Below are 19875 nucleotides of genomic sequence, written 5' to 3' on the forward strand. Positions count from 1 at the left end.
ACGTTATTGTAAACAGCTTTTTTGAGCGTTTTTGGAAAGTTGCGAAAATTATTCGCTCTTGTCCAAGCCAAACGCTGTGTGCAAGGCGCGCACAGCCAGTTCCAGGTACTTCTCGTCGATCACCACCGAGGTCTTGATTTCGGAGGTCGAGATCATCTGGATGTTCACGCCCTCTTGGCTCAGCGCACGGAACATGGTGGAGGCCACACCCACATGGCTGCGCATGCCGATGCCGACGATGCTGACCTTGGCGATGTTGGTATTGCCCACCACTTCGGAAGCACCCAGCGCAGGCGCCACCTTGTCACGCAGCAATTCCAGGGCGCGCTGGTAGTCGCCCTGGTTCACGGTGAAGGAGAAGTCGGTCTTGCCATCCTTGGAGATGTTCTGAATGATCACATCGACTTCGATGTTGGCATCGGCCACAGGACCCAGGATGCCAGCAGCGATGCCGGGGGTGTCGGGCACGCCGAGCACGGAGATCTTGGCTTCGCCGCGGTTGAATGCGATGCCGGAAACGACGGCCTTTTCCATTTTTTCGTCTTCCTCAAAAGTAATCAGGGTGCCGGACTTGGCTTCTTCAACCAGGTCGATGTCCCAGGGCGTGAAGCTGGAGAGCACGCGCATGGGCACTTTGTACTTGCCCGCGAATTCCACGGAACGGATTTGCAGCACCTTGGAGCCGAGGCTGGCCATTTCCAGCATTTCCTCAAAGCTCACGGTACCCAGGCGCTTGGCAGCAGACACCACACGGGGGTCGGTGGTATAGACGCCATCCACATCGGTATAGATCAGGCACTCGTCGGCCTTCATTGCCGCCGCCACGGCCACAGCCGAGGTGTCCGAGCCGCCACGGCCCAAAGTGGTGACATGGCCTTCGGGATCGATCCCCTGGAAGCCGGTGATGATGACCACGCGACCGGCATCCAGATCCTTGCGCACGCGGACATCGTCGATCGACTCGATGCGGGCCTTGGTGAAGGCGCTGTCGGTGCGCACAGGCACTTGCCAGCCGGCATAGCTGATGGCATCCATGCCTTCGGCCTGCAGGGCAATCGCCAGCAGTGCCGACGAAGCTTGCTCGCCCGTGGCGGCCAGCATGTCCAGCTCGCGGTAGTAGGAGGTCTTGGCAGAGGAAGGCGCCAGCTCGCTGGCCAGACCCAGCAAGCGGTTGGTTTCGCCACTCATGGCGCTGGGCACAACCACCATCTGGTGACCCGCCCGAGCCCACTTGGCCACGCGCTTGGCGACGTTGCGGATGCGCTCGGGAGAGCCCATCGAGGTGCCGCCGTATTTATGAACGATCAGTGCCATTGGATATTGGGGTGACGAAACTGCTTGCCACGGCGCTGTTGGATGAAAGCGTGTTTTGGCGCGCCGCCGGTTTTCGTACTCAAAGATTGGGACCAAAACTCAGGGATTGTACCAACCGAGGTTCGCGCCATTCCTTACGGCAAACCCGTAGCCCACCTTGATATGGATGCGGTGCCCCCGCGTTTGGCATGCACCGATCTGTCGCAGCAGTTCCTGCAGCTGCGCCGCCGTCGGGGTCGCCTGGTGGTGCTGCAACAGCCAATGCCGCAGCACATTGGCCTGGCGGGCAGGGCTGAGCTGCTGCAACGCCTGAATGCGCGGCGGCACGCCAATGGCCTGCAGGTCCAGCTGCGCCAGCTCCTGCTGCAGCTGCTTGGCCTGTGCCGCGTGGGCGCTGCTGCGGGCAAACGTGTCCCGAAACTGCGGAAACACCTGCTCCAACACCGGCAGCAACTGCTGGCGAATGCGGTTGCGTGTGTAGCGCAGGTCGGTATTGGTGGGATCGTCGATCCAGGCGACGCCCTGATCGAGCAGGCTTTGGCGAATGTCGGCCGCACTCACCCCCAGCAACGGCCGGTGCCAGTGCAGGCCATCGCGCTGCCACTGCGCCGGCATGGCCGCCAGGCCCGCCACACCAGCCCCACGCGACAGGGCCAGCAGCAAGGTTTCCACCTGGTCGTCGGCATGCTGGGCCAGGGCCACGCTGGCCATGGGCCGGTCGAAGGCCGTATGCGCCTGCGCCGCCAGTGCGGCATAGCGGTGGCGGCGCGCGGCATCTTCCGGGCTTTGGCCGGGTTGGTGGCGCGCATCCACGGCAGCCACCACCAGCGGCACCTGCCACTGGTCACAAGCCTGGCGGCAGTGGGCGGCAAAGCCATCGGCCGCCGCCTGCAACCCGTGGTGGACATGGATGGCATACACCTGCCCTGGCCAGCGCCGGGCGCAGGCGTGCAGCAAGGCGGTGGAATCCGCCCCGCCGCTGTACGCCACGGCCAGGGGCAGCGCCGGCATCCATGCCTGCAAGGCCTGGTCGACCGCAACCGTCACCACACACCTTTCATATTGATCACCATTTGATAGCTGTCAGCGCATGCCATTCGGTCACTTCAACATCCAAAGTATTGGAAGTCCTTATCTATCGCACGCCACCCGCTACGTTTTTTGACACGATCAAATGCCCAACAAAAATGGCCCCATAGGGCCATTCAAGGAAGCACATGCCGCCGTGGAGGATCTCCACGACCCCGGCATCAGCTGGCCTTGGTGTCGGAGAAGCGGCCGTAGCTTTGCAGACGCTCGTAGCGGCGGTCCTGCAATTCCTTGGGCTTGAGGTCCGACAGCTGGCGCCAGGCATCGCCCAGGGCGCGCTTGAGCAGGCTGCCCATGTGCTTGTGGTCGCGGTGGGCGCCGCCCACGGGCTCGTTGACGATCTTGTCGACCAGGCCCAGGGCCTTCAGGCGGTGGGCCGTGATGCCCATGGCCTCGGCGGCCTCGGGCGCCTTCTCGCCGGTCTTCCACAGGATGGACGCGCAACCCTCGGGGCTGATCACGGAGTACACGGAGTACTGCAGCATCAGTACCTGGTCGGCCACGGCAATCGCCAGGGCACCGCCCGAACCACCTTCACCAATGATGGTGGTGATGATGGGGGTCTGCAGCTGGGCCATTTCGTAGATGTTGCGACCGATCGCTTCGGACTGGCTGCGCTCTTCGGCGTCAATGCCGGGGAAGGCACCGGGCGTGTCCACGAAGGTGAACACCGGCAGCTTGAACTTCTCGGCCGTCTTCATCAGACGCAGGGCCTTGCGATAGCCTTCGGGGCGGGTCATGCCGAAGTTGCGCAGCGCACGCTCCTTGGTGTCGCGGCCCTTTTGGTGGCCAATCACCATGCAGGGCTGGCCATTGAAGCGGGCCAGGCCACCGACGATCGACTTGTCGTCGGCAAAGTGGCGGTCACCGTGCATTTCCACGAAATCGGTGAAGCACTCGCGCACATAGTCGAGCGTGTAGGGACGCTCGGGGTGGCGCGCAATCTTGGTGACTTGCCAAGGCGTCAGGTCGCTGTAGATGTCTTTGGTGAGCTGCTGGCTCTTCTTGCTCAGCTGGTCGATCTCTTCCGAGATGTCGACTGCATTTTCGGTCTGCACGTAACGCAGTTCTTCGATTTTGGATTCGAGTTCAGCGATCGGCTGTTCGAAATCCAGAAAGGTCTTTTTCGCCAAGTTAATTCTCCTTGTCCCGGCCTGCGCAATGGGGCCTGAGAGTCAATCAATAGGCCACAGGCTGCGGGTCGAGCGAGCGCCAAATATACCAAGTTGCCACGGTGCACCAAGGTTTCCAGGCCTCGGCCACCTCACGGGCATCGCTGCGGCTCACCGGATCGCCCGAGAAATAACTCTGGCTGATCCCTTTGAGCAAGCCCACGTCATCCAACGGAAGAACGTTGGGGCGCAGCAGGTAAAAAATCAGGAACATTTCGGCCGTCCAGCGGCCGATCCCACGGATGGTGGTCAGTTCGGCAATGATGGATTCGTCGTCCATCTGTGCCCATTCCTGCACATGCAGGCGGCCTTGCGTGAAGTGCAGCGCCAGGTCGACCAGATAGTCCACCTTGCGTGCCGACAGCCCGGCGGCGCGCATGTCGTCTACCTTGAGCAGCAGCACCTGGGACGGCGTCATCTCTGCCGGCAAGGCACTGAAACGCTTCCAGATCGAGGCGGCCGACTTGACCGACACCTGCTGGCCCACGATCGAGCGCGCCAGCGTGATGAACGGGTCGCCGCGCGTCTGCAAGGCTTCGGCGCTGAACTGGGGAATCAGGCGCCGCATGACCCGGTCCTTCTTGACCAGGTGCTTGCAGGCCTCGGCCCAGTAGGCAGGCGCATGCGCCGGCAGGGCCGGCAATTCTTTGGGAGAGGGCGACATGAATGCTCGCACCCAGCGCTTACTGGGCGGCCTCCCAGGTGGTGCCAGCGGGCGAGTCCTTGAGCACGATGCCCTGCTCCAGCAAGGCCTTGCGGATTCGGTCGGCCTCTGCCCAATTCTTTTCAGCCTTGGCCGTGGCACGCGCGGCAATCTGCGCCTCGATGGCGGCGGCATCCACGCCGGCAGCGCCCGCCTGCAAAAACTTTTGCGGTTCGTCCTGCAGCAAGCCCAGGCAGGCCCCCAGGGCCTTGAGCAGCCCCGCCGCCTCGGGCGACTTGCTGCGGTTCACTTCGCCGGCCAGGTCAAACAGCACGGCCACCGCCTCGGGCGTGCCGAAGTCCTCGTTCATGGCGGCCTGAAAGCGCGCGGCGTAGGGCGAAGCCCAGTCGATCTGCACGTCGGCCGGCTCCACCAGGCTCAGCGCGGTGTACAGGCGCTTCAAGGCGTTGCGCGCATCGTCCAGGTGCACGTCGGAATAGTTCAGCGGGCTGCGGTAGTGGCTGCGCACCACGAAGAAACGCACGGTCTCGGCGTCGTACGCTTGAAGTACATCGCGGATGGTGAAGAAATTGCCCAGCGACTTGGACATCTTCTCGTTGTCCACGTTGATGAAGCCGTTGTGCATCCACACCTGCGCAAACGGCTTGCCGGTTGCGCCTTCGCTTTGTGCAATCTCGTTCTCGTGGTGGGGAAACTGCAGGTCGGCACCACCCCCGTGGATGTCGAAGCTCTCGCCCAGCATCTCGCAACCCATGGCCGAGCACTCGATGTGCCAGCCTGGGCGGCCTTCGCCAAACGAGCTGGCCCACTTCACGTCGGCAGGCTCTTCGGGCTTGGAGGATTTCCACAGCACGAAGTCCAGCGGATCGTGCTTGCCATCGGCCACGGCCACGCGCTCGCCGGCGTTCAGCTCATCCAGGGACTTGCCGGACAGCTTGCCGTAACCAGGGAACTTGCGCACAGCAAAGTTCACATCGCCGTTGCCGGCCTGGTAAGCCAGGCCCTTTTGCTGCAGCGTGCCGATCATGGACAGCATCTGCGGCACGTACTCGGTGGCGCGCGGCTCGTGCGTGGGGCGCTCGATGCCCAGGGCATCGGCATCCTGGTGCAGCGCGTCGATCATGCGATCGGTCAGGCTGCGGATGGTCTCGCCGTTTTCCACGGCGCGCTTGATGATCTTGTCGTCAATGTCCGTGATGTTGCGCACATAGGTCACGCGATGGCCGCTGGCACGCAGCCAGCGCTGCACCACATCGAACGCCACCATGGAACGGGCGTGGCCCAGATGGCAGAGGTCGTACACGGTCATGCCGCACACGTACATGCGCACGTGTCCAGGTTCAAGCGGCGAAAACGCCTCCAATGCACGCGACAGCGTGTTGTAGATACGCAAACTCATGGAGTGTCAGAAACGGAATATGGGGTGGGAGCGGCACAGACGCCGGTGCGCGGCGCCGTCTCCGTGCAGCCGGGCCAAAGCCTGCGACAGGGTTGCGGACAGCAAATGGCCTCGACCCCCTCAGCTACAATCTTCCGCAGTATAAGCCCGCCACGCAGGCCATCTCCCGTCCCCCTTGGAAAGCACCTACATGTCTCTTGTCCTCCGCACCCGTCCCCTGTTGCGCCTGCTGGCCCTTTCCGGCCTGCTGTTGACGGGCGCGGCACACGCCGATGTGTACGGCGATGTCTCGAGCCTGGCCAAATCGGGCAAGACGGCGGAAGCGATTGCCAAGGCCGACCAGTACCTGGGCAGCAACCCGCGTGATCCGCAGATGCGCTTCCTCAAGGGCGTGGCGCAATCCCAGGCCGGCGACCTGACCGCCGCCACCGCCACGTTCGAGGCCCTGATCGAGGAATACCCCGAACTGCCCGAGCCCTACAACAACCTGGCCGTGATCTACGCCAGCCAGAGCCAGCTGGACAAGGCCCGCAGTGCGCTGGAAATGGCGGTACGCAACAACCCCAACTACGCGGTGGCCCACGAAAACCTGGGCGACATCTATGCCCGTCTGGCGCACGACGCCTACCAGCGCTCGCTGCAGCTGCACGGCAACAACCGCGCGCTCCAGCTCAAGCTGTCTACCCTGACCGAGATGCTGCAGCCGCGCGCGCGCTGACGGAACCTCTGCCCTGTGGCGCACTCCCACAGGGCTGTGACCAGCCGACCCGGCTGGCCTTCGTGATCCCTTGCGCGATCTGTTTCCCGTTTTCCGAATGCTCAGGAGCCCTGCCATGACCCTGTCCCGCAGAACCCTCACCCTGTCCCTGGCCGCCGTCCTGGCCACCACTAGCACCCACTGGGCCATCGCGGCCGACATCGCCAAGCCCCGTGTCAAGTTCACCACTTCGCTGGGCGACTTCGTGGTGGAACTGGACCCCGCCAAGGCGCCCAAAACGGTCGAGAACTTCCTGCAGTACGTGGCCGACAAGCACTACGACGGCACGGTGTTCCACCGCGTGATCGACGGCTTCATGATCCAGGGCGGTGGCTTCACCGCCGACATGCAGCAAAAGCCCACGCGCGCGGCCATTCCCCTGGAAGCCAAGAACGGCCTGAAGAACGACCGCTACACGATTGCCATGGCCCGCACCAGCAATCCCGACTCGGCCACCGCGCAGTTCTTCATCAACGTGGCCAACAACGACATGCTGAACGCCCCGCAGCCGGATGGCCATGGCTACGCCGTATTTGGCAAGGTCGTGCAAGGCCAAGCCGTGGTGGACAAAATCCGTACCGTGGCCACCGGCAACCGTGGCATGCACCAGAATGTGCCCACCACGGCCGTCACCATCACGGCAGCCACGCTGCTCAAGTGATGGCGCGCCCCTCCCTTTTGTACAAACCTTCTAGAAAGTTGTCCCATGAGCAATCCTCAAGTTGAGCTGCACGTCACCATCAACGTGGCCGACACCGCCACCCAGGGCGTGATCACCCTGGAACTGGACGCCGTGAATGCCCCCAAGTCCACCGAAAACTTCCTGAACTACGTCAACGCCGGCTTCTACGACGGCACGGTGTTCCACCGCGTGATCAAGAACTTCATGATCCAGGGCGGCGGCATGACCCCCGACATGAAGCAAAAGGAAGCCCAGGCCCCCATCGAAAACGAAGCCAAGAACGGCCTGAAGAACGACAAGTACACCGTGGCCATGGCCCGCACCAGCGACCCCCACAGCGCCACCGCCCAGTTCTTCATCAACGTGGTGGACAACGGCTTCCTGAACCACACCTCCCCCACCCCCCAAGGCTGGGGCTACGCCGTGTTCGGCAAGGTGGTCAAGGGTGAAGACATCGTCGACGCCATCAAGAAGGTGCGCACCACCCGCAAGGGCTTCCATGACGACGTGCCGTTCGACGCCGTGGTCATCGACAAGGCCGTTGCCATCTAAGTTGCTGGTTTGGCCCAGGTCTTGACCGCCGACCACCTGTCGACCGTGTTGCCCGCGCAGGAGCTTGTGGCCCCTGCGCACTGGCACACGGTCGAATTCATTTCCGACCTGCACCTGGACCCGGCCGAGCCCGGCACGCTCGATGCCTGGCGCCACTACCTGCGCAGCTCCCGCGCCGATGCCATCTTCATGCTGGGCGACCTGTTCGAGGTGTGGGTGGGCGACGACACGCTGGACGAGCCCGGCAGCTTCGAAGCCGACGCTGCCGCCAGCTTGCAGCAGGCTGCGGCCCAACGGCCCTTGTTCTTCATGGTGGGCAACCGCGACTTCCTGGCCGGCGCTGCCTTCCTGCAACGCAGCGGCATGACCGGCTTGAGCGACCCCACCGTGCTGGTGCTGGGTGAACGCCGCATCCTGCTGAGCCACGGCGACGCGCTGTGCCTGGAGGATGTGGACTACCAGAAATTCCGCGCCCTCAGCCGCTCTGCCGCCTGGATGCAGCACACGCTGGGCCAGCCACTGGCCGCCCGCCGCGCCCTGGGCAAGGCCATGCGCACGGAAAGCCAGCTGCGCAAGGACAGCGGTGCGGAATACGCCAACGTGGACCTGTCCGCCACCTTGCAGTGGATGGACGCCACGGACACGCAGTGGTTCATCCACGGCCACACGCACCGACCGGCAGACCATGCCCTGCCCGCCGATGCCCGGGGCCGCCCCCGCACCCGCATTGTGCTCAGCGACTGGCACCTGGATGCGCACACGCACCGCGCCGAAGTGCTGCGCGTGGACCCGCAGGGCTGGCAGCGCCTGCCCCTCGAGATGGCCGTGCCCCGCGCATGAGCTGGTGGCGCCGCATCGCCCAGGGACTGCAGCGTTGGCGCACGCACGCGCCCGGCGCGCCGCAGCCGATCCCGGACGGCCTGTGGCAGGCCACGCTGGATGCCCACCCCTTCCTGCAGCAGCTCACCCCGGATGAGCTGCTGCAATTGCGGGCGCTGTGCCAGCATTTCCTGCACCACAAGGAGTTCACGGGCGCCCACGGCCTGGTCATCACCGATGCCATGGCCTTGTCCGTCGCCACCCAGGCCTGCGTGCTGCTGATCCACTGGGGCACGCCCCAGCAGGCCTTGCGCTGGTACGACGACTTCGTGGGCATCGTGATCCACCCCGATGACATGGTCGCGCGCCGCACGGTGGTGGACGAGGCCGGCGTGGTCCACCATTACAACGAAACCCTGATGGGCGAGGCCATGGAGCGCGGGCCGGTCACCCTCAGCTGGTCGGCCATCCAGCCGGGCGCCCACCCCGGGCTGGGCGCTGGCAGCAATGTGGTGATCCACGAGTTCGCGCACAAGCTGGACATGGCGCATGGCGGTGCCGATGGCTGCCCGCCGCTGCCGGCCGGCTTCATGGGCCACACCTCGGCCCAGCAGGCGCACCAGCACTGGTCCCGGGTCTGGATGGCTGCCTACGAGGATTTTTGCGAGGCCCTGGCCGCACACGAGCGCTTTGGCCAGTCCGCGCCCTGGCTGGATGCCTATGCCGCCACGCACCCGGCCGAGTTTTTTGCCGTGGCCTGCGAGGCCTATTGGGTGGCCCCCGCCGCCTTCGCCCAGGCCCAGCCGACCTTGCGCCCCTTGCTGGACGCCCTGTTCCAGCGCCCCGCCACACCGCGCACCATGTAAAAAGCACCCCGCAGGGTGCTTGTTGGGGCCGGCGCTGCCGGGTGGGGAACTAGGCCGTTCGGTAGGCCATCGGCGCTGCGGTTTCGCGCCACTCCTGGTCCATGTAATTCTTGTACTGTTTCAGCGCCATGGTGGGCGCCGCATTGACCAGCATGGCGTAAATCTGCTCTTTCACCGCCAGCTTCTGCTTTTTCAGCCGCTCAATCTCCAGTTGCAAGTCGTTGGACTTGCGGGCCACCAGCTGCTCAACCTGCTGGTCGAGCGCGCAATGCTTGTCATACAGCCGACTGAAATTGCGGTCATTCGCACGCAAATCGGCAATCTGGTCACGGTATTCAGGAAACATGTCCATCCTTTCGTCAACTACAGGCCGGGCAGCTGAACCTCCACTGCCCTTGAGGCAAGACCATTGTGACCACCGTCGCGGCGCGCAGGCTGTAACAACCCTACACCCAAGTCGTGCTGCGCCGCAGCAATTCCGGACCCGGGCAGGCGTTACAACTCACGCCGCCGTGCGCTGTGCCAGCCACTGCATGCTGTCGCGCAGTTCCTGGGGGTGGATGCTGTGCGCGCAAGGGTATTCCCTATAGACCAAATCCACGGGCAGGGTTTCCAGATGGCGGCAGATGGCGTGGGCGCTGCCCAGCGGAATGACCTGGTCCACTGTGCCATGGCTCAGCCACACCTCGCGCCCCTGCAACTGGTCCGCCGCCACCTGCTGCGGCAGCACCTCGGGCAGCAGCCGGCTGTGCCAGACGCAGATGCCCTGCAGCAGTTGCGGCTGGGTCAGCAGCAGGCTCAGACTCATGATGCCGCCCTGGCTGAAACCGCCGACGATCACGCGCTCGGCCGGGATGCCCAGCTGGGCGCTGGCGGCGGCCACGGTCTGCGCCACCAGGGCGCGGCTGTGCTGCTCCTGGGCGGCATCGATGTGGCGCGAGCCATCGGGGTTCACCGAAAACATGAACCACGCGAAGGCCTGCGGACCCATCACATTCGGGGCCTGCAGGCTGAGCACGTGGAACTGGGGTGGCACGACATCTGCCAGGCCGAACAGGTCGTCGGCATTGCTGCCCACCCCGTGCATCAGCACCAGCAGCCAGGGCGCGGGCGTGTCCGCTGCGGCCGGACGGTGGAGGTGGTGGAGTGGCAGGTTCAGCATCTCAGTCTTTCCGGTGCCACGCGTGGCACCCGGGGGTTTAAATTCAAGTCAAAACGGGCTGTAGCGCTTATTCAGCAAGCGCCAGCAGCTATCAATTATTCATCCTGCAGGGCAAAGGTATCCATGGCCAGCATGCCGTACATCACCTCGCGGCTCAGGTAGTGGGGCGTGCTGCCGGCACCGGCGCCCAGGGCGAAATACAGGGGCAGGAAATGCTCGTCCGTCGGATGGGCGCGCAGGGCGTGCGGGGCCTGCTGCTGCCAGTCCAGCAAGGCATCGATGGCGCCGGCTTGCACCTGCTGCTCCACCCAGCGGCTGAACTCGACCACATAGCTGGCCGCCTGGCGCTCCCCGCCAAAGAATTCGCGCAGATTGTGGGTCATGCTGCCGCTGCCGACCAGCAACACGCCCTGTGACCGCAGGTCTTGCAGGGCCTGGCCCAGGGCATACACCGCCCGCGCGTCTGCATCGACGGGCAAGGCCAGCTGCACCACCGGCACATCGGCCTGGGGCAGCAGGTGCATCAGCGGCACCCAGGCCCCATGGTCCAGAGGGCGCTCGGGGTTCAGCGTGGCGGCGATGCCGGCCTGCGCCAGCCGGGCCTGCACCTGCTGCGCCAGCACCGGCGCGCCGGGTGCGGGATATTGCAAGCGGTACAGCGCAGGCGGGAAGCCGCCAAAGTCATGCCAGGTGGGCGGCTGCGCATGGGCCATCACCTCCACCCCGTGCGCCATCCAGTGCGGCGACAGGATGACGACGCCACGCAAGCCCGGATGGCGCTGGCGCAGCGCCTGACCCCAGCGGGTCAGGGCCGGGCCGGTCTCGCCGGCCTCCAGGGCAAACATGGGCGAGCCGTGCGAGACAAACAGGACCGGCAAGCGGTCGGTGGTCGAGGGGGAAGAGACAGTGTGGTCCATGGCTTGCATGGTAGGTTGTCCTGCAAGAAAAACTAGTTCTTCAGAACAATACTAAATGTCCCAAAAACCAAACCAATCAACCCAACTGCACCTTGCCGCGCAAGGCCTTGGTGGCGGCCGTGCGCTTCTTGGTCTCCACCCGGCGCTGGCGCGACGCCAGGGTGGGCCGCGTGGCCTTGCGCGCCTTGGGCACATGGCCGGCATGCGCCACCAGGGCATGCAGGCGGGCGACGGCGTCCTGCAGGTTCTGCTCCTGTGTGCGGTGGGCCTGGGCCTTGATGATGACCACCCCGTCCAGGGTGATGCGGTGGTCGTGCCAGACCAGCAGGCGTTGCTTCAGATCCTCGGGCAGCGACGAGGCCCGGATGTCAAAGCGCAGGTGCACGGCGCTGGAGACCTTGTTGACGTTCTGCCCGCCGGCCCCCTGGGCGCGCACCGCCGTCCAGCTGTACTCGATCGCAGGGATGTGCCAGCGCATGGCGCGCCTCAGCCGGCCAGCAGCGGCAGCAGCACCGCGTGGAAGGCGGCGGGCTGCTCGTACTGCACCCAGTGGCCCGCCCCGGCCACGCGCTGCAGCCCCTGCCATTCGCGCGCGGCGGCGGCCATGCATGCCGCCACCTGGTCCAGCGTGCCGGGGTACAGGGCATCCTCGGCGCCGTAGATGGCGGCCACCGGGCATTCCACCTGCGCCAGCGAACGCACCAGGATGTCGGTGCTGGAGATGCGGCGGCGTGGCAAGCGGTCACGCCAGACGTTGTGCACATGCAGGGCCACGGTATCGCGGTCGATGCGCGTGGCATCGTGCAGCATCAGCGCCCCGATGTTGAAGACATGGTGGGCCAGCTGGGCCTGCGCAGCCTCCAGGTGGCGCCAGCCCTTGAGGCGGAAGGGGTGTTTGTCCGTCAGACCAATGCCCGGCGCCCCGACCACCACCAGTTGCTGCACCAGGTGCGGATAGGCCGCCGCCAGCATGCCGGCGGTCATGCCGCCAAACGAAAAGCCCACCAGCCGCACGGCCTGCAGGGGAAACTGCGCCTCCAGCATCTGCGCCAGGCCGGGCAGCATGCCGTCGGCATCGATCACGCCGGGCAAGGGGGCCGAATCGCCGAAACCGGGCAGGTCCACCGCCCAGACATCGTGCCCAGCCTCGGTCAGCGGGCCGATGCTGCGCACCCAGTGGGTCCAGCTGCCGCTGCCACCGTGGAACAGCACCACGGGCGCCAGGCCGTTCGGCACGGTGGCCGCCCAGTGGTGCAGCACCACCGCCCCGCCCGCATGGGGATGCTCCACGCGCTCGGCCTGCTGCAGCCAGTGCTGCACTTCGAGGGACAGCACCGTGCCGGCCGCCACGGCTTCATAGTCGGCCTGCGGACCCGCCCAGGGGACCCAGACAGGCACATCCTCGACGGGTTCCGCAGTCATTGGCGCGCCACTCACCACTGCGCCACCGCATCGATCGCCAGGCTGTAGCCCGCCACACCCAGGCCGCAGACCACGGCACGCGCGACCGGCGACAGATAGGAATGGTGGCGGAAGGCTTCGCGGGCGTGCACATTGCTGATGTGCAGCTCCAGCAGCGGCACGCCCGTGCCCTTGACGGCATCCATCAGGGCAACGCTGGTGTGGGTGTAGGCCCCGGCGTTGAAGATCAGCCCCGCCAGTTCACCGCGCGCATGCAGTTGTCCGGCCTCGTGGATCCAGTCGATCAGCTGGCCTTCGTGGTTGCTCTGGTGAAACCGCAGGGCCAAGCCCTGGCGCTGGGCGGCCTGCGCGCACAGGGTCTGCACATCGGCCAGGGTCTGCGCGCCGTACACGGCGGGTTCGCGCGTGCCCAGCAAATTCAAATTCGGGCCATTCAGGACAAAAACGGTCTTCGCCATTGCAACCACTCTGTAAAAAGCACAAGAGCCGCGATTATGCGGCCCTTGTCCGGGGTCATACCGCGCTCAGCGGCTGGCCATAGCCTCAATCACGGTCGCCATGCCGGTGGTGGCGGTGGTAGTGCTTGTGGTGCTTGTAAGGCCTGTAGGGCTGGTAGTAGCCATAGCCGCGCGGCGGGGGGGGTGCCCAGTAGCCGTAGGCAGGGGGCGCCTGGTAGACCACCGCCGGGGGCGGCGGCGCGTAGTAGACCGCACGCGGCGGTGGAGGTGGCGGCATCACATACACGGGCGCACCCGGCACGTGAATCCCCACCGAGATGCCCACATTACCGCCAGCATGGGCGCTGCCCGCAGCCGCCAGGGCCAGGAGCCCGGTGGCGGCCAGCCAGCGACGGCCATGCCTGCGCAGTGTGTCCAGGTTTCGGTCCATGTGTCTGTGTCCTTTCAATGTCGCGGTGCTTCTTCAACGCCTGAGCCCCGGCCCTGGATGTCACACAGAACGTAAGAGCCTGCATCAGAACGTAAGCCTTGCTGCCATGGGTATGCCAGGCAGAACACCCGCGCATGCCGCCCTTGCTCGCGAGCCGGCCTACAATCTTCCCCCTATGAGCACACCCGCCAACACCAACAACGACACCCCGGAAGTGGTCAAGCCCACCAACTTCCTGCGCCAGATCATTGAAGCCGACCTGGAAAAAGGCACCCACGCGCAACGTCACTGGGGCGGCACGCCCGGTGATGCCGCCCACCATGCCCAGGGCCAGGTGGATGCGGCCAAGATTCGCACCCGCTTTCCCCCCGAGCCCAATGGCTACCTGCACCTGGGCCATGCCAAGTCGATCTGCCTGAACTTCGGCCTGGCCAAGGACTACGGCGGTGTGTGCCACCTGCGCTTTGACGACACCAACCCCGAGAAGGAAGACCAGGAGTACGTGGACAGCATCAAGGATGCCGTCCAGTGGCTGGGCTTTGACTGGCAAGGCGCCAATGGCGAGAGCCACCTCTACTACGCCAGCAACTACTTCGACTTCATGCACCGCTGCGCGGTCTACCTGATCGAGCAGGGCCTGGCCTATGTGGACGAGCAATCCGCCGAGGACATGAAGGCCAACCGCGGTGACTTCACCCGCCCCGGCGTGAACAGCCCGTTCCGCGACCGCAGCGTGGCCGAGAACCTGCAGCGCTTTGCCGACATGAAGAATGGCCAGCTGGCCGATGGTGCCGCCGTGCTGCGCGCCAAGATCGACATGGCCGCGCCCAACATCAATCTGCGCGACCCGGCCATCTACCGCGTGCGCCATGCCGAGCACCACAACACCGGCAACCAGTGGTGCATCTACCCGATGTACACCTTCGCCCACCCCATCGAGGACGCGCTGGAGCACATCACGCACAGCATCTGCACGCTGGAATTCGAAGACCAACGCCCGTTCTACGACTGGCTGCTGGACCACCTGCGTGAAGGCGGCCTGATCGCCGCGCCCCAGCCGCGCCAGTACGAATTTGCTCGCCTGAACCTGACCTATGTGGTCACGTCCAAGCGCAAGCTCAAGCACCTGGTCGACAGCGGCACGCTGACCGGCTGGGACGACCCGCGCATGCCCACCATCGTCGGCCTGCGCCGCCGTGGCTACACGCCCGCGTCCATCCGCAATTTCTGCGAACGCATCGGCGTGACCAAGGACTACAGCTGGATCGACTACGCCACACTCGATGGCTGCCTGCGCGAAGACCTGGAGAACCAGGCGCACCGCGCCATGGTGGTGCTGGACCCTGTGAAGCTGGAGCTGACCAACTGGGCCGAGGTGTTCGGCGATGCCGCGCACCTGGAAGCCTGCAGCCTGCCCGCCCTGCCCCACCACGCCGAAGGTGCCACCGTGCCGGAGCGCCACTTCACGCTGGGCCGCGAAGTGTGGATCGAGCGCGAGGACTTTGCCGAAGTGCCCCCCAAGGGCTACAAGCGCCTGTTCCCCGGCAACAAGGTGCGCCTCAAGGGCGGCTATGTGATCGAGTGCACGGGCTGCGAAAAGGATGCCGACGGCACCATCACCAAGGTGCTGGCCACCGTGGTGCCCGATACCAAGAGCGGCACCCCCGGCGCCGACAGCGTCAAGGTCAAGGCCGCCATCACCTGGGTGGGCGTGGCCGACGGCCTGCAGGCCGAAGTGCGCCTGTACGACCGTCTGTTCACCGACCCGCAACCCGATGCCGGCGGCAAGGATTTCCTGAGCCTGCTGAACCCCGACAGCCTCAAGGTCGTCACCGCCTATGTGGAGCCTTCGCTCAAGGCTGCACAGGCTGATGACAAGTTCCAGTTCGAGCGCTTTGGCTACTTCGTCGCCGACCGCAAGGACCACTGTGCCGACCGGCCCGTGTTCAACAAGATCACCGGCCTGAAGGACAGCTGGGGCAAGTAAGCCCTGGGTGTGGGTCCGCCAAGGCTGCCTGCGGGCAGCCTTTTTTCTTTCAAGACTTTTCGGCTTTGGCGTGCGTCCGGCATGCGCAGCCAGCTATTAAAGTCAAAGTGCCTGACAGCGCGTGGCCGCACCGTGCGGGGCCGCCGCAGCGCCAAAAAACAACAGCGCGGTGGCGTCCCCCCAGGCCCTGCCCGGGCTTTCTAGAATCGCTGGGCGCCACGCGACCGCGCGGCGTGCACCAGCACGACAACAAGGGGCAATCATGAAAAAACTGGCGATGGGCGTTCTCTGCGCAGGCGCTCTGGCAATCGCCGGCGCACTGGGAACCAGCTACTACATCGGCGGGCGCATCCAGACAGCGTTTGAACAGACGGCCGACACCTGGAGCACCGAAGATGGCTTTGCCGTGCGCATCCTGGAATACCACCGTGGCCTGGTCACGGCCCAGGCGCAGACGCTGTGGTCCTTCGCCGATGCCGAGAACACCTACGACATCGTGGTCACGCACGACATCGTCCACGGCCCCTGGCCCCTGGGCCGCGCGGGCAAGGTGGTGTCGCGCTTTGTCCTGCCCGAGGACAGCGAGCCCGAACTGGTCGAAGCCCTGCAGGACCGCGCCCCGCTGGAATGGGTGACCCTGGTCGGCTGGCAGGGGAACACCAGCCACGCCATGACCTCGCCACACTTCACGGCGCATTTCGCGGACGGCTCGACGCTGACCTGGGGCGGCCTCAAGGCCGACTGGACACTGTCGGCCGAACAGCACGCCGCCCAGGGCCAGGTGCGCATGCCGGTGCTGCGCCTCAAGTCGGAAGACGGCAGCCGCATGGACCTGGAAGATGCCGAACTGGCCTTCGACTCCCGCATTCCCGAGGGCCACAGCTTCTGGGACGGCCCGGCCTCGTTCAAACTGGGGCTGCTGTCGGTGCTGAACCCCGGCGACGACAGCGCGTTCAAGATCCAGCAGCTGCAGATGGACAGCACCACCCGCCTGCAAGACCAGTCGGTCGACATGGGGCTGGACACGCGCATGGCCAAGCTGGAAAGCCCGACCTACAGCGCCAGCGAGCTGGTGGCGAGCGTGCAACTCCAGCGCATCGACGCCACCTGGCTGGACGAATGGATGCGCTGGGCCCAGGGCAACGGGGCTGCGGAAGACCAGGGCATCGCCCTGCTGCGCAGCCTGCCGACGCTGCTGGCCGGCAAGCCCGAATTCGCCATCACGCGCCTGGGCATGCAGACCCCGGACGGCCCGGCCGAGCTGTCGGCGCGCCTTGCCTACGTGGGCCAGCAGCCCGAAGCCTTCAACCCGGCCACGGACATCGAAGGGCAGTTCAAGGCGCTGCTGCCCCAACCCATGCTGGTGCAACTGCTGGACGCCAAGGTGCGCAGCGACTACCTGACCCTGCTGGAGCAACTGGGCCAGGAGATGAGCGAAGAACAGCTGCAGGCGGCCGTCGACGACGGCGTGGTCAAGCGCATGAAGACCCTGCTCAGCCAGGGTGTGTTGGAAAAGCGCGGCGATGCACTGGAGGCCACGCTGGAGTTCTCCCAGGGCAGCTTCAAGCTCAATGGCCGCCCCCAGCCCCTGCAGCATTTGCTGGGGATTGGCGGCGCCCTGTGACCTGACGGCCGGGACCGCACCTGCGGCCGCCGGCTAGGCCCTGCGTGGCGCAGGCCCCAGTCCCGGGCCTGCCGGGCGGGGCATGGCCGGCAGCTCATGCAGGATGTCCGCCAGCGCGGCCGCCACTTGGCGCACGCGCTGGGCCTGGTCCACCGTGGCCGCTGCGTCGCCAAAACGCACGCTGCCATAGGTATCCAGCACCTGCAGCACCCAGGCATGCGCCACCTGGGGCCAATGGGGGTAGCGCAGCCAATGTTCGCGCCGCGACTCGCCGGGCAAGGCCCTGCAGCCCTTGCCGTGCAAGGCCCAGTCCAGGCTGCGCGTGGACAGGCGCATGGACAGCCAGGGGCTCACTGGTTGCAGCCCCCAGGCCACCAGCAGCCCCAGCTGCACGCCGATCCGGTATCGCCAGTGCCACCCGCACCAGGCCGCGGCCAGCACCAGCAGCCACCACCAGGGCGGATACGGGATGGACAGCGTCTGCTGCAGGCTTTGCCAGCGCTCCAACAGGGCCTGCCCCTGGTCTGCCATGCCGTGCATCGCACGGCGCTGCCACTGCGGAATGCTCCCATCCTGGGCGCTGTGGCGCATGGCATTGATCAGGGCCTGCCAATCCGAGGCCCCGGCCTGACCGGCACCGCCCTGCCCCCCCGCGCCACCGGATCCTGAGCCACGGGGCGCGTCCGCCCCCGCGCCCAAGGCCGCCGGCCCCTCGCCCGCCTCGGGCCGGGAACCCGCCCAGCCCTGCACATCCCCACCGGGCAGGAAGCCAAAGCCCAGGGACGGTGGACGCGGTGCCCACAGGAACAGGCTGCTGGTCAGGGTGACCACCAGCGCCATGAAACCGCAGGCCAGTGCGATCTTCTTCCAGCCCGCCAAGGGGGCCTGGGCCGCATGGTGCCAGGCCAGTGACAGCGCCCCCCACAGCCAGGCCGGCCCCAGGTAGAACCACAGCGTCCAGTCGGCCGCCCAGTCCGTCGCCAGCCAAAAACCCACGGTCATGATCACCAGCAAGGTCAGATAAAAGTCACGGTCGGTGCGCATGCGCGGTGCACGGGCACCGATGATCAGCATCAGGCACAGGCACAGCCACAAGATGGCGCCCCCGCGCAACAGCCCAGGGAACAGCAACACGGCCACCAGCGCGGTCACGCTGCCCATGGCGATGCTGCGTTTGCGCCCAGCCTGGGCCTCCTGGGCCAACACGTGCTTCCAGGCCCCGTGGAACCCCCACCAGGTCCACAGCGACCAGGTGACCAAGCCAAAGCCCATGCCCCCGGCGCGGCGGTTCAGGTACATCAGGGCCATGCAGGTGCACCAGTAGCTCAGCGCGGTCAGCACCACCACCCCGCGCGTGCCCAGCCGCGGCGAGGTCGGTGCGGCCGCGGGCGTGCGACGCCACAGATTCATGCCACCTCCGTATGGGTCAGATACCCGGCCTGCGCCAAGGCCGGCGCCAGCACCTGCGGCGTTGCCGCCCCTGCTGCCCCTTGCGCCAGGCACACCAGCACCGGCCCGCCTCGCGCCCGCAAGCCCTGCAGGGCCTGCAGCACCTGCGAGGGTGGCAGGCTGGCCGGCAGCACCACGGCCACCGACGCCCCGGCCTGCAGCAGGGGCAAGGCCTGGTGCACCACCACTGGCAGGCTGTCGGGCACCGCCGGGGCGGTGGCCAGCGCCAGCAGGGCCGCCGCGGGATCGGTCAGGGCCTCGGCATGTGGCGGCAGGTGCAGGCGCAGTTGCACATGGTGGGCCTGCGCCGCGGCGACGATGCCGGCAGCCAGGCGCATGGTCTGCTCACCGTCGCTGTCCGGCTGGCCGCACGCCTGTGCATCGGGCACAGCCACCAGCACATGCAGGCGCAGGCTGCCGGTTTGCTGAAAGTGCTGGATCACCAGCTGCCCCGCGCGCGCCGAAGCGCGCCAGCTCACGCGCCCCAGAGGCTCCCCATCCTGATAGGCGCGCAGCAGGCCCAGCTCCATGGACGGCCCCAGGTGGCGTGTCGAGCGCTCGCCCTGCGGATCGGCCGTCACGGTCCAGGGCAGGGGCCAGACAAACGGGCTGGGCCGCGGCAGCACCTGCACCGCCAGCTCGGGCGTGGGCATCTGCAGTTGCGCGCGCAGCAAGCCCAGCGGGAAACCGCTGGCCAAGCGCACCGACTGCAGCCGGTACACCCCCCGGCACGGAAAGGTGCACAGTTGTTCCAGCGCCACCGACCGCCCCCTGCGCACCAGCGCCACGGTATGGCGCATGACCAGGCGCTGCGAGGCCCAGACCCACTCGGCCTCGATCTCGACCAGGAAGGCTGGCCAGCGCGCACGGCGCTCCAGCACCAGGTGCAGCGGGTAGGCCTGGCCCTCGGTCACTTGTGGCGCCTCCTGCCCCAGCCAGCGCAGCTGCATGCCGCGCAGGGACAGCCAGGGCAGCAGATAGCCCAGCGTGCAGATCACCGCCAGAAACAGGAACACGCCATAGGCCATGGGGTCCCGGCGGTTGAAGGCCGCAAGCAGCATCAGGGCACACAGCCCCAGCAGCACGCGCGACTTGGACAGCCAGCGTTCCAT

The 19875-nt window shown here is 66.1% G+C and carries 21 protein-coding genes; 7 read left to right on the plus strand and 14 right to left on the minus strand.

Features of this window, described 5'->3' with window-relative positions:
* Positions 1-48 precede the first annotated feature (48 nt).
* The 5 genes from KAQ61_RS10430 to cysS all read right to left on the minus strand — a co-directional run bounded on the left by KAQ61_RS10430 (position 49) and on the right by cysS (position 5638).
* Complete coding sequence (locus KAQ61_RS10430; RefSeq protein WP_210929121.1) at positions 49-1314, minus strand: aspartate kinase; 1266 nt, start codon at positions 1312-1314, stop codon at positions 49-51.
* Positions 1315-1413: 99 nt separating this feature from the next.
* Positions 1414-2361 (minus strand): tRNA lysidine(34) synthetase TilS, encoded by a 948-nt coding sequence (gene tilS, locus KAQ61_RS10435; RefSeq protein ID WP_210929122.1) that lies wholly within the window; start codon positions 2359-2361, stop codon positions 1414-1416.
* 203 nt (positions 2362-2564) lie between these two features.
* Entirely contained in the window at positions 2565-3536 is a 972-nt protein-coding gene (locus KAQ61_RS10440; protein ID WP_043386455.1) for an acetyl-CoA carboxylase carboxyltransferase subunit alpha, read from the minus strand.
* 46 nt (positions 3537-3582) lie between these two features.
* Complete coding sequence (locus tag KAQ61_RS10445) at positions 3583-4239, minus strand: DNA-3-methyladenine glycosylase family protein (protein ID WP_210929123.1); 657 nt, start codon at positions 4237-4239, stop codon at positions 3583-3585.
* Positions 4240-4258: 19 nt separating this feature from the next.
* On the minus strand, positions 4259-5638 hold the full coding sequence (cysS, locus tag KAQ61_RS10450) for a cysteine--tRNA ligase (RefSeq protein WP_210929124.1): 1380 nt from the start codon (positions 5636-5638) through the stop codon (positions 4259-4261).
* Between the two features lie 190 nt (positions 5639-5828).
* Between cysS and KAQ61_RS10455 the strand changes: the two genes are divergently transcribed.
* From KAQ61_RS10455 to KAQ61_RS10475, 5 genes are all read left to right on the plus strand, one after another.
* Positions 5829-6356: a tetratricopeptide repeat protein gene (locus KAQ61_RS10455; RefSeq protein ID WP_154164969.1), complete on the plus strand. Its 528-nt coding sequence runs from the start codon at positions 5829-5831 to the stop codon at positions 6354-6356.
* Between the two features lie 115 nt (positions 6357-6471).
* Positions 6472-7056, plus strand: coding sequence for a peptidylprolyl isomerase (locus KAQ61_RS10460; protein ID WP_210929125.1), 585 nt, complete (start codon positions 6472-6474; stop codon positions 7054-7056).
* Positions 7057-7101: 45 nt separating this feature from the next.
* A complete protein-coding gene (locus tag KAQ61_RS10465; RefSeq protein ID WP_183301832.1) occupies positions 7102-7629 on the plus strand; it encodes a peptidylprolyl isomerase in 528 nt (175 codons plus the stop codon).
* A gap of 9 nt (positions 7630-7638) precedes the next feature.
* A complete protein-coding gene (locus KAQ61_RS10470) occupies positions 7639-8469 on the plus strand; it encodes a UDP-2,3-diacylglucosamine diphosphatase (RefSeq protein ID WP_420839313.1) in 831 nt (276 codons plus the stop codon).
* Positions 8466-9314: a M90 family metallopeptidase gene (locus KAQ61_RS10475; RefSeq protein ID WP_210929126.1), complete on the plus strand. Its 849-nt coding sequence runs from the start codon at positions 8466-8468 to the stop codon at positions 9312-9314. Before KAQ61_RS10470 ends, KAQ61_RS10475 begins: the two co-directional genes overlap by 4 nt.
* Positions 9315-9363: 49 nt before the next feature.
* Here the strand turns inward: KAQ61_RS10475 and KAQ61_RS10480 are convergent, their stop codons facing one another.
* From KAQ61_RS10480 to KAQ61_RS10510, 7 genes are all read right to left on the minus strand, one after another.
* Positions 9364-9660: an HP1242/YdcH family protein gene (locus KAQ61_RS10480; protein ID WP_081770817.1), complete on the minus strand. Its 297-nt coding sequence runs from the start codon at positions 9658-9660 to the stop codon at positions 9364-9366.
* Positions 9661-9816: 156 nt separating this feature from the next.
* Positions 9817-10476, minus strand: coding sequence for an alpha/beta hydrolase (locus tag KAQ61_RS10485; RefSeq protein ID WP_210929127.1), 660 nt, complete (start codon positions 10474-10476; stop codon positions 9817-9819).
* Between the two features lie 95 nt (positions 10477-10571).
* Positions 10572-11393 (minus strand): DODA-type extradiol aromatic ring-opening family dioxygenase, encoded by an 822-nt coding sequence (locus KAQ61_RS10490; RefSeq protein WP_210929128.1) that lies wholly within the window; start codon positions 11391-11393, stop codon positions 10572-10574.
* 76 nt (positions 11394-11469) lie between these two features.
* The gene (arfB, locus tag KAQ61_RS10495) at positions 11470-11871 is read right to left on the minus strand and encodes an alternative ribosome rescue aminoacyl-tRNA hydrolase ArfB (protein WP_210929129.1); all 402 of its coding nucleotides are present in this window, start codon (positions 11869-11871) and stop codon (positions 11470-11472) included.
* Positions 11872-11879: 8 nt separating this feature from the next.
* Positions 11880-12815, minus strand: a complete 936-nt coding sequence (locus KAQ61_RS10500; RefSeq protein WP_210929130.1) for an alpha/beta fold hydrolase — start codon at positions 12813-12815, stop codon at positions 11880-11882.
* A gap of 11 nt (positions 12816-12826) precedes the next feature.
* Entirely contained in the window at positions 12827-13273 is a 447-nt protein-coding gene (aroQ, locus tag KAQ61_RS10505) for a type II 3-dehydroquinate dehydratase (RefSeq protein WP_042415618.1), read from the minus strand.
* Positions 13274-13358: 85 nt separating this feature from the next.
* On the minus strand, positions 13359-13703 hold the full coding sequence (locus KAQ61_RS10510) for a hypothetical protein (protein WP_154164976.1): 345 nt from the start codon (positions 13701-13703) through the stop codon (positions 13359-13361).
* A gap of 175 nt (positions 13704-13878) precedes the next feature.
* Here KAQ61_RS10510 and KAQ61_RS10515 point away from each other — a divergent pair, with 175 nt between their 5' ends.
* Together KAQ61_RS10515 and KAQ61_RS10520 are read left to right on the plus strand one after the other, a co-directional pair.
* Positions 13879-15690 (plus strand): glutamine--tRNA ligase/YqeY domain fusion protein, encoded by a 1812-nt coding sequence (locus tag KAQ61_RS10515; protein WP_210929131.1) that lies wholly within the window; start codon positions 13879-13881, stop codon positions 15688-15690.
* 262 nt (positions 15691-15952) lie between these two features.
* Positions 15953-17314 carry a DUF945 family protein gene (locus KAQ61_RS10520; RefSeq protein WP_210929132.1) on the plus strand — a complete coding sequence of 454 codons (1362 nt, stop codon included), beginning with the start codon at positions 15953-15955 and terminating at the stop codon, positions 17312-17314.
* A gap of 33 nt (positions 17315-17347) precedes the next feature.
* On the opposite strand, the gene KAQ61_RS10525 is transcribed toward KAQ61_RS10520, so the two are convergent.
* Both KAQ61_RS10525 and KAQ61_RS10530 read right to left on the minus strand, forming a co-directional pair.
* A complete protein-coding gene (locus KAQ61_RS10525; protein WP_210929133.1) occupies positions 17348-18724 on the minus strand; it encodes a hypothetical protein in 1377 nt (458 codons plus the stop codon).
* A complete protein-coding gene (locus KAQ61_RS10530) occupies positions 18721-19875 on the minus strand; it encodes a DUF58 domain-containing protein (RefSeq protein WP_210929134.1) in 1155 nt (384 codons plus the stop codon). Before KAQ61_RS10530 ends, KAQ61_RS10525 begins: the two co-directional genes overlap by 4 nt.

The sequence above is a fragment of the Comamonas aquatica genome, from assembly GCF_018064205.1.
Taxonomy (GTDB): domain Bacteria; phylum Pseudomonadota; class Gammaproteobacteria; order Burkholderiales; family Burkholderiaceae_C; genus Comamonas; species Comamonas aquatica.

Coding starts and splice junctions, on each gene's coding strand:
- KAQ61_RS10510 (WP_154164976.1), bottom strand. CDS start 13,703: ATGGACCGAAACCTGGACACACTGCGCAGGCATGGCCGTCGCTGGCTG.
- KAQ61_RS10530 (WP_210929134.1), bottom strand. CDS start 19,875: ATGGAACGCTGGCTGTCCAAGTCGCGCGTGCTGCTGGGGCTGTGTGCC.
- KAQ61_RS10490 (WP_210929128.1), bottom strand. CDS start 11,393: ATGGACCACACTGTCTCTTCCCCCTCGACCACCGACCGCTTGCCGGTC.
- KAQ61_RS10525 (WP_210929133.1), bottom strand. CDS start 18,724: ATGAATCTGTGGCGTCGCACGCCCGCGGCCGCACCGACCTCGCCGCGG.
- aroQ (WP_042415618.1), bottom strand. CDS start 13,273: ATGGCGAAGACCGTTTTTGTCCTGAATGGCCCGAATTTGAATTTGCTG.
- arfB (WP_210929129.1), bottom strand. CDS start 11,871: ATGCGCTGGCACATCCCTGCGATCGAGTACAGCTGGACGGCGGTGCGC.
- KAQ61_RS10485 (WP_210929127.1), bottom strand. CDS start 10,476: ATGCTGAACCTGCCACTCCACCACCTCCACCGTCCGGCCGCAGCGGAC.
- KAQ61_RS10445 (WP_210929123.1), bottom strand. CDS start 4,239: ATGTCGCCCTCTCCCAAAGAATTGCCGGCCCTGCCGGCGCATGCGCCT.
- KAQ61_RS10460 (WP_210929125.1), top strand. CDS start 6,472: ATGACCCTGTCCCGCAGAACCCTCACCCTGTCCCTGGCCGCCGTCCTG.
- KAQ61_RS10430 (WP_210929121.1), bottom strand. CDS start 1,314: ATGGCACTGATCGTTCATAAATACGGCGGCACCTCGATGGGCTCTCCC.
- KAQ61_RS10500 (WP_210929130.1), bottom strand. CDS start 12,815: ATGACTGCGGAACCCGTCGAGGATGTGCCTGTCTGGGTCCCCTGGGCG.
- KAQ61_RS10515 (WP_210929131.1), top strand. CDS start 13,879: ATGAGCACACCCGCCAACACCAACAACGACACCCCGGAAGTGGTCAAG.
- cysS (WP_210929124.1), bottom strand. CDS start 5,638: ATGAGTTTGCGTATCTACAACACGCTGTCGCGTGCATTGGAGGCGTTT.
- KAQ61_RS10475 (WP_210929126.1), top strand. CDS start 8,466: ATGAGCTGGTGGCGCCGCATCGCCCAGGGACTGCAGCGTTGGCGCACG.
- KAQ61_RS10480 (WP_081770817.1), bottom strand. CDS start 9,660: ATGTTTCCTGAATACCGTGACCAGATTGCCGATTTGCGTGCGAATGAC.
- KAQ61_RS10455 (WP_154164969.1), top strand. CDS start 5,829: ATGTCTCTTGTCCTCCGCACCCGTCCCCTGTTGCGCCTGCTGGCCCTT.
- KAQ61_RS10465 (WP_183301832.1), top strand. CDS start 7,102: ATGAGCAATCCTCAAGTTGAGCTGCACGTCACCATCAACGTGGCCGAC.
- KAQ61_RS10520 (WP_210929132.1), top strand. CDS start 15,953: ATGAAAAAACTGGCGATGGGCGTTCTCTGCGCAGGCGCTCTGGCAATC.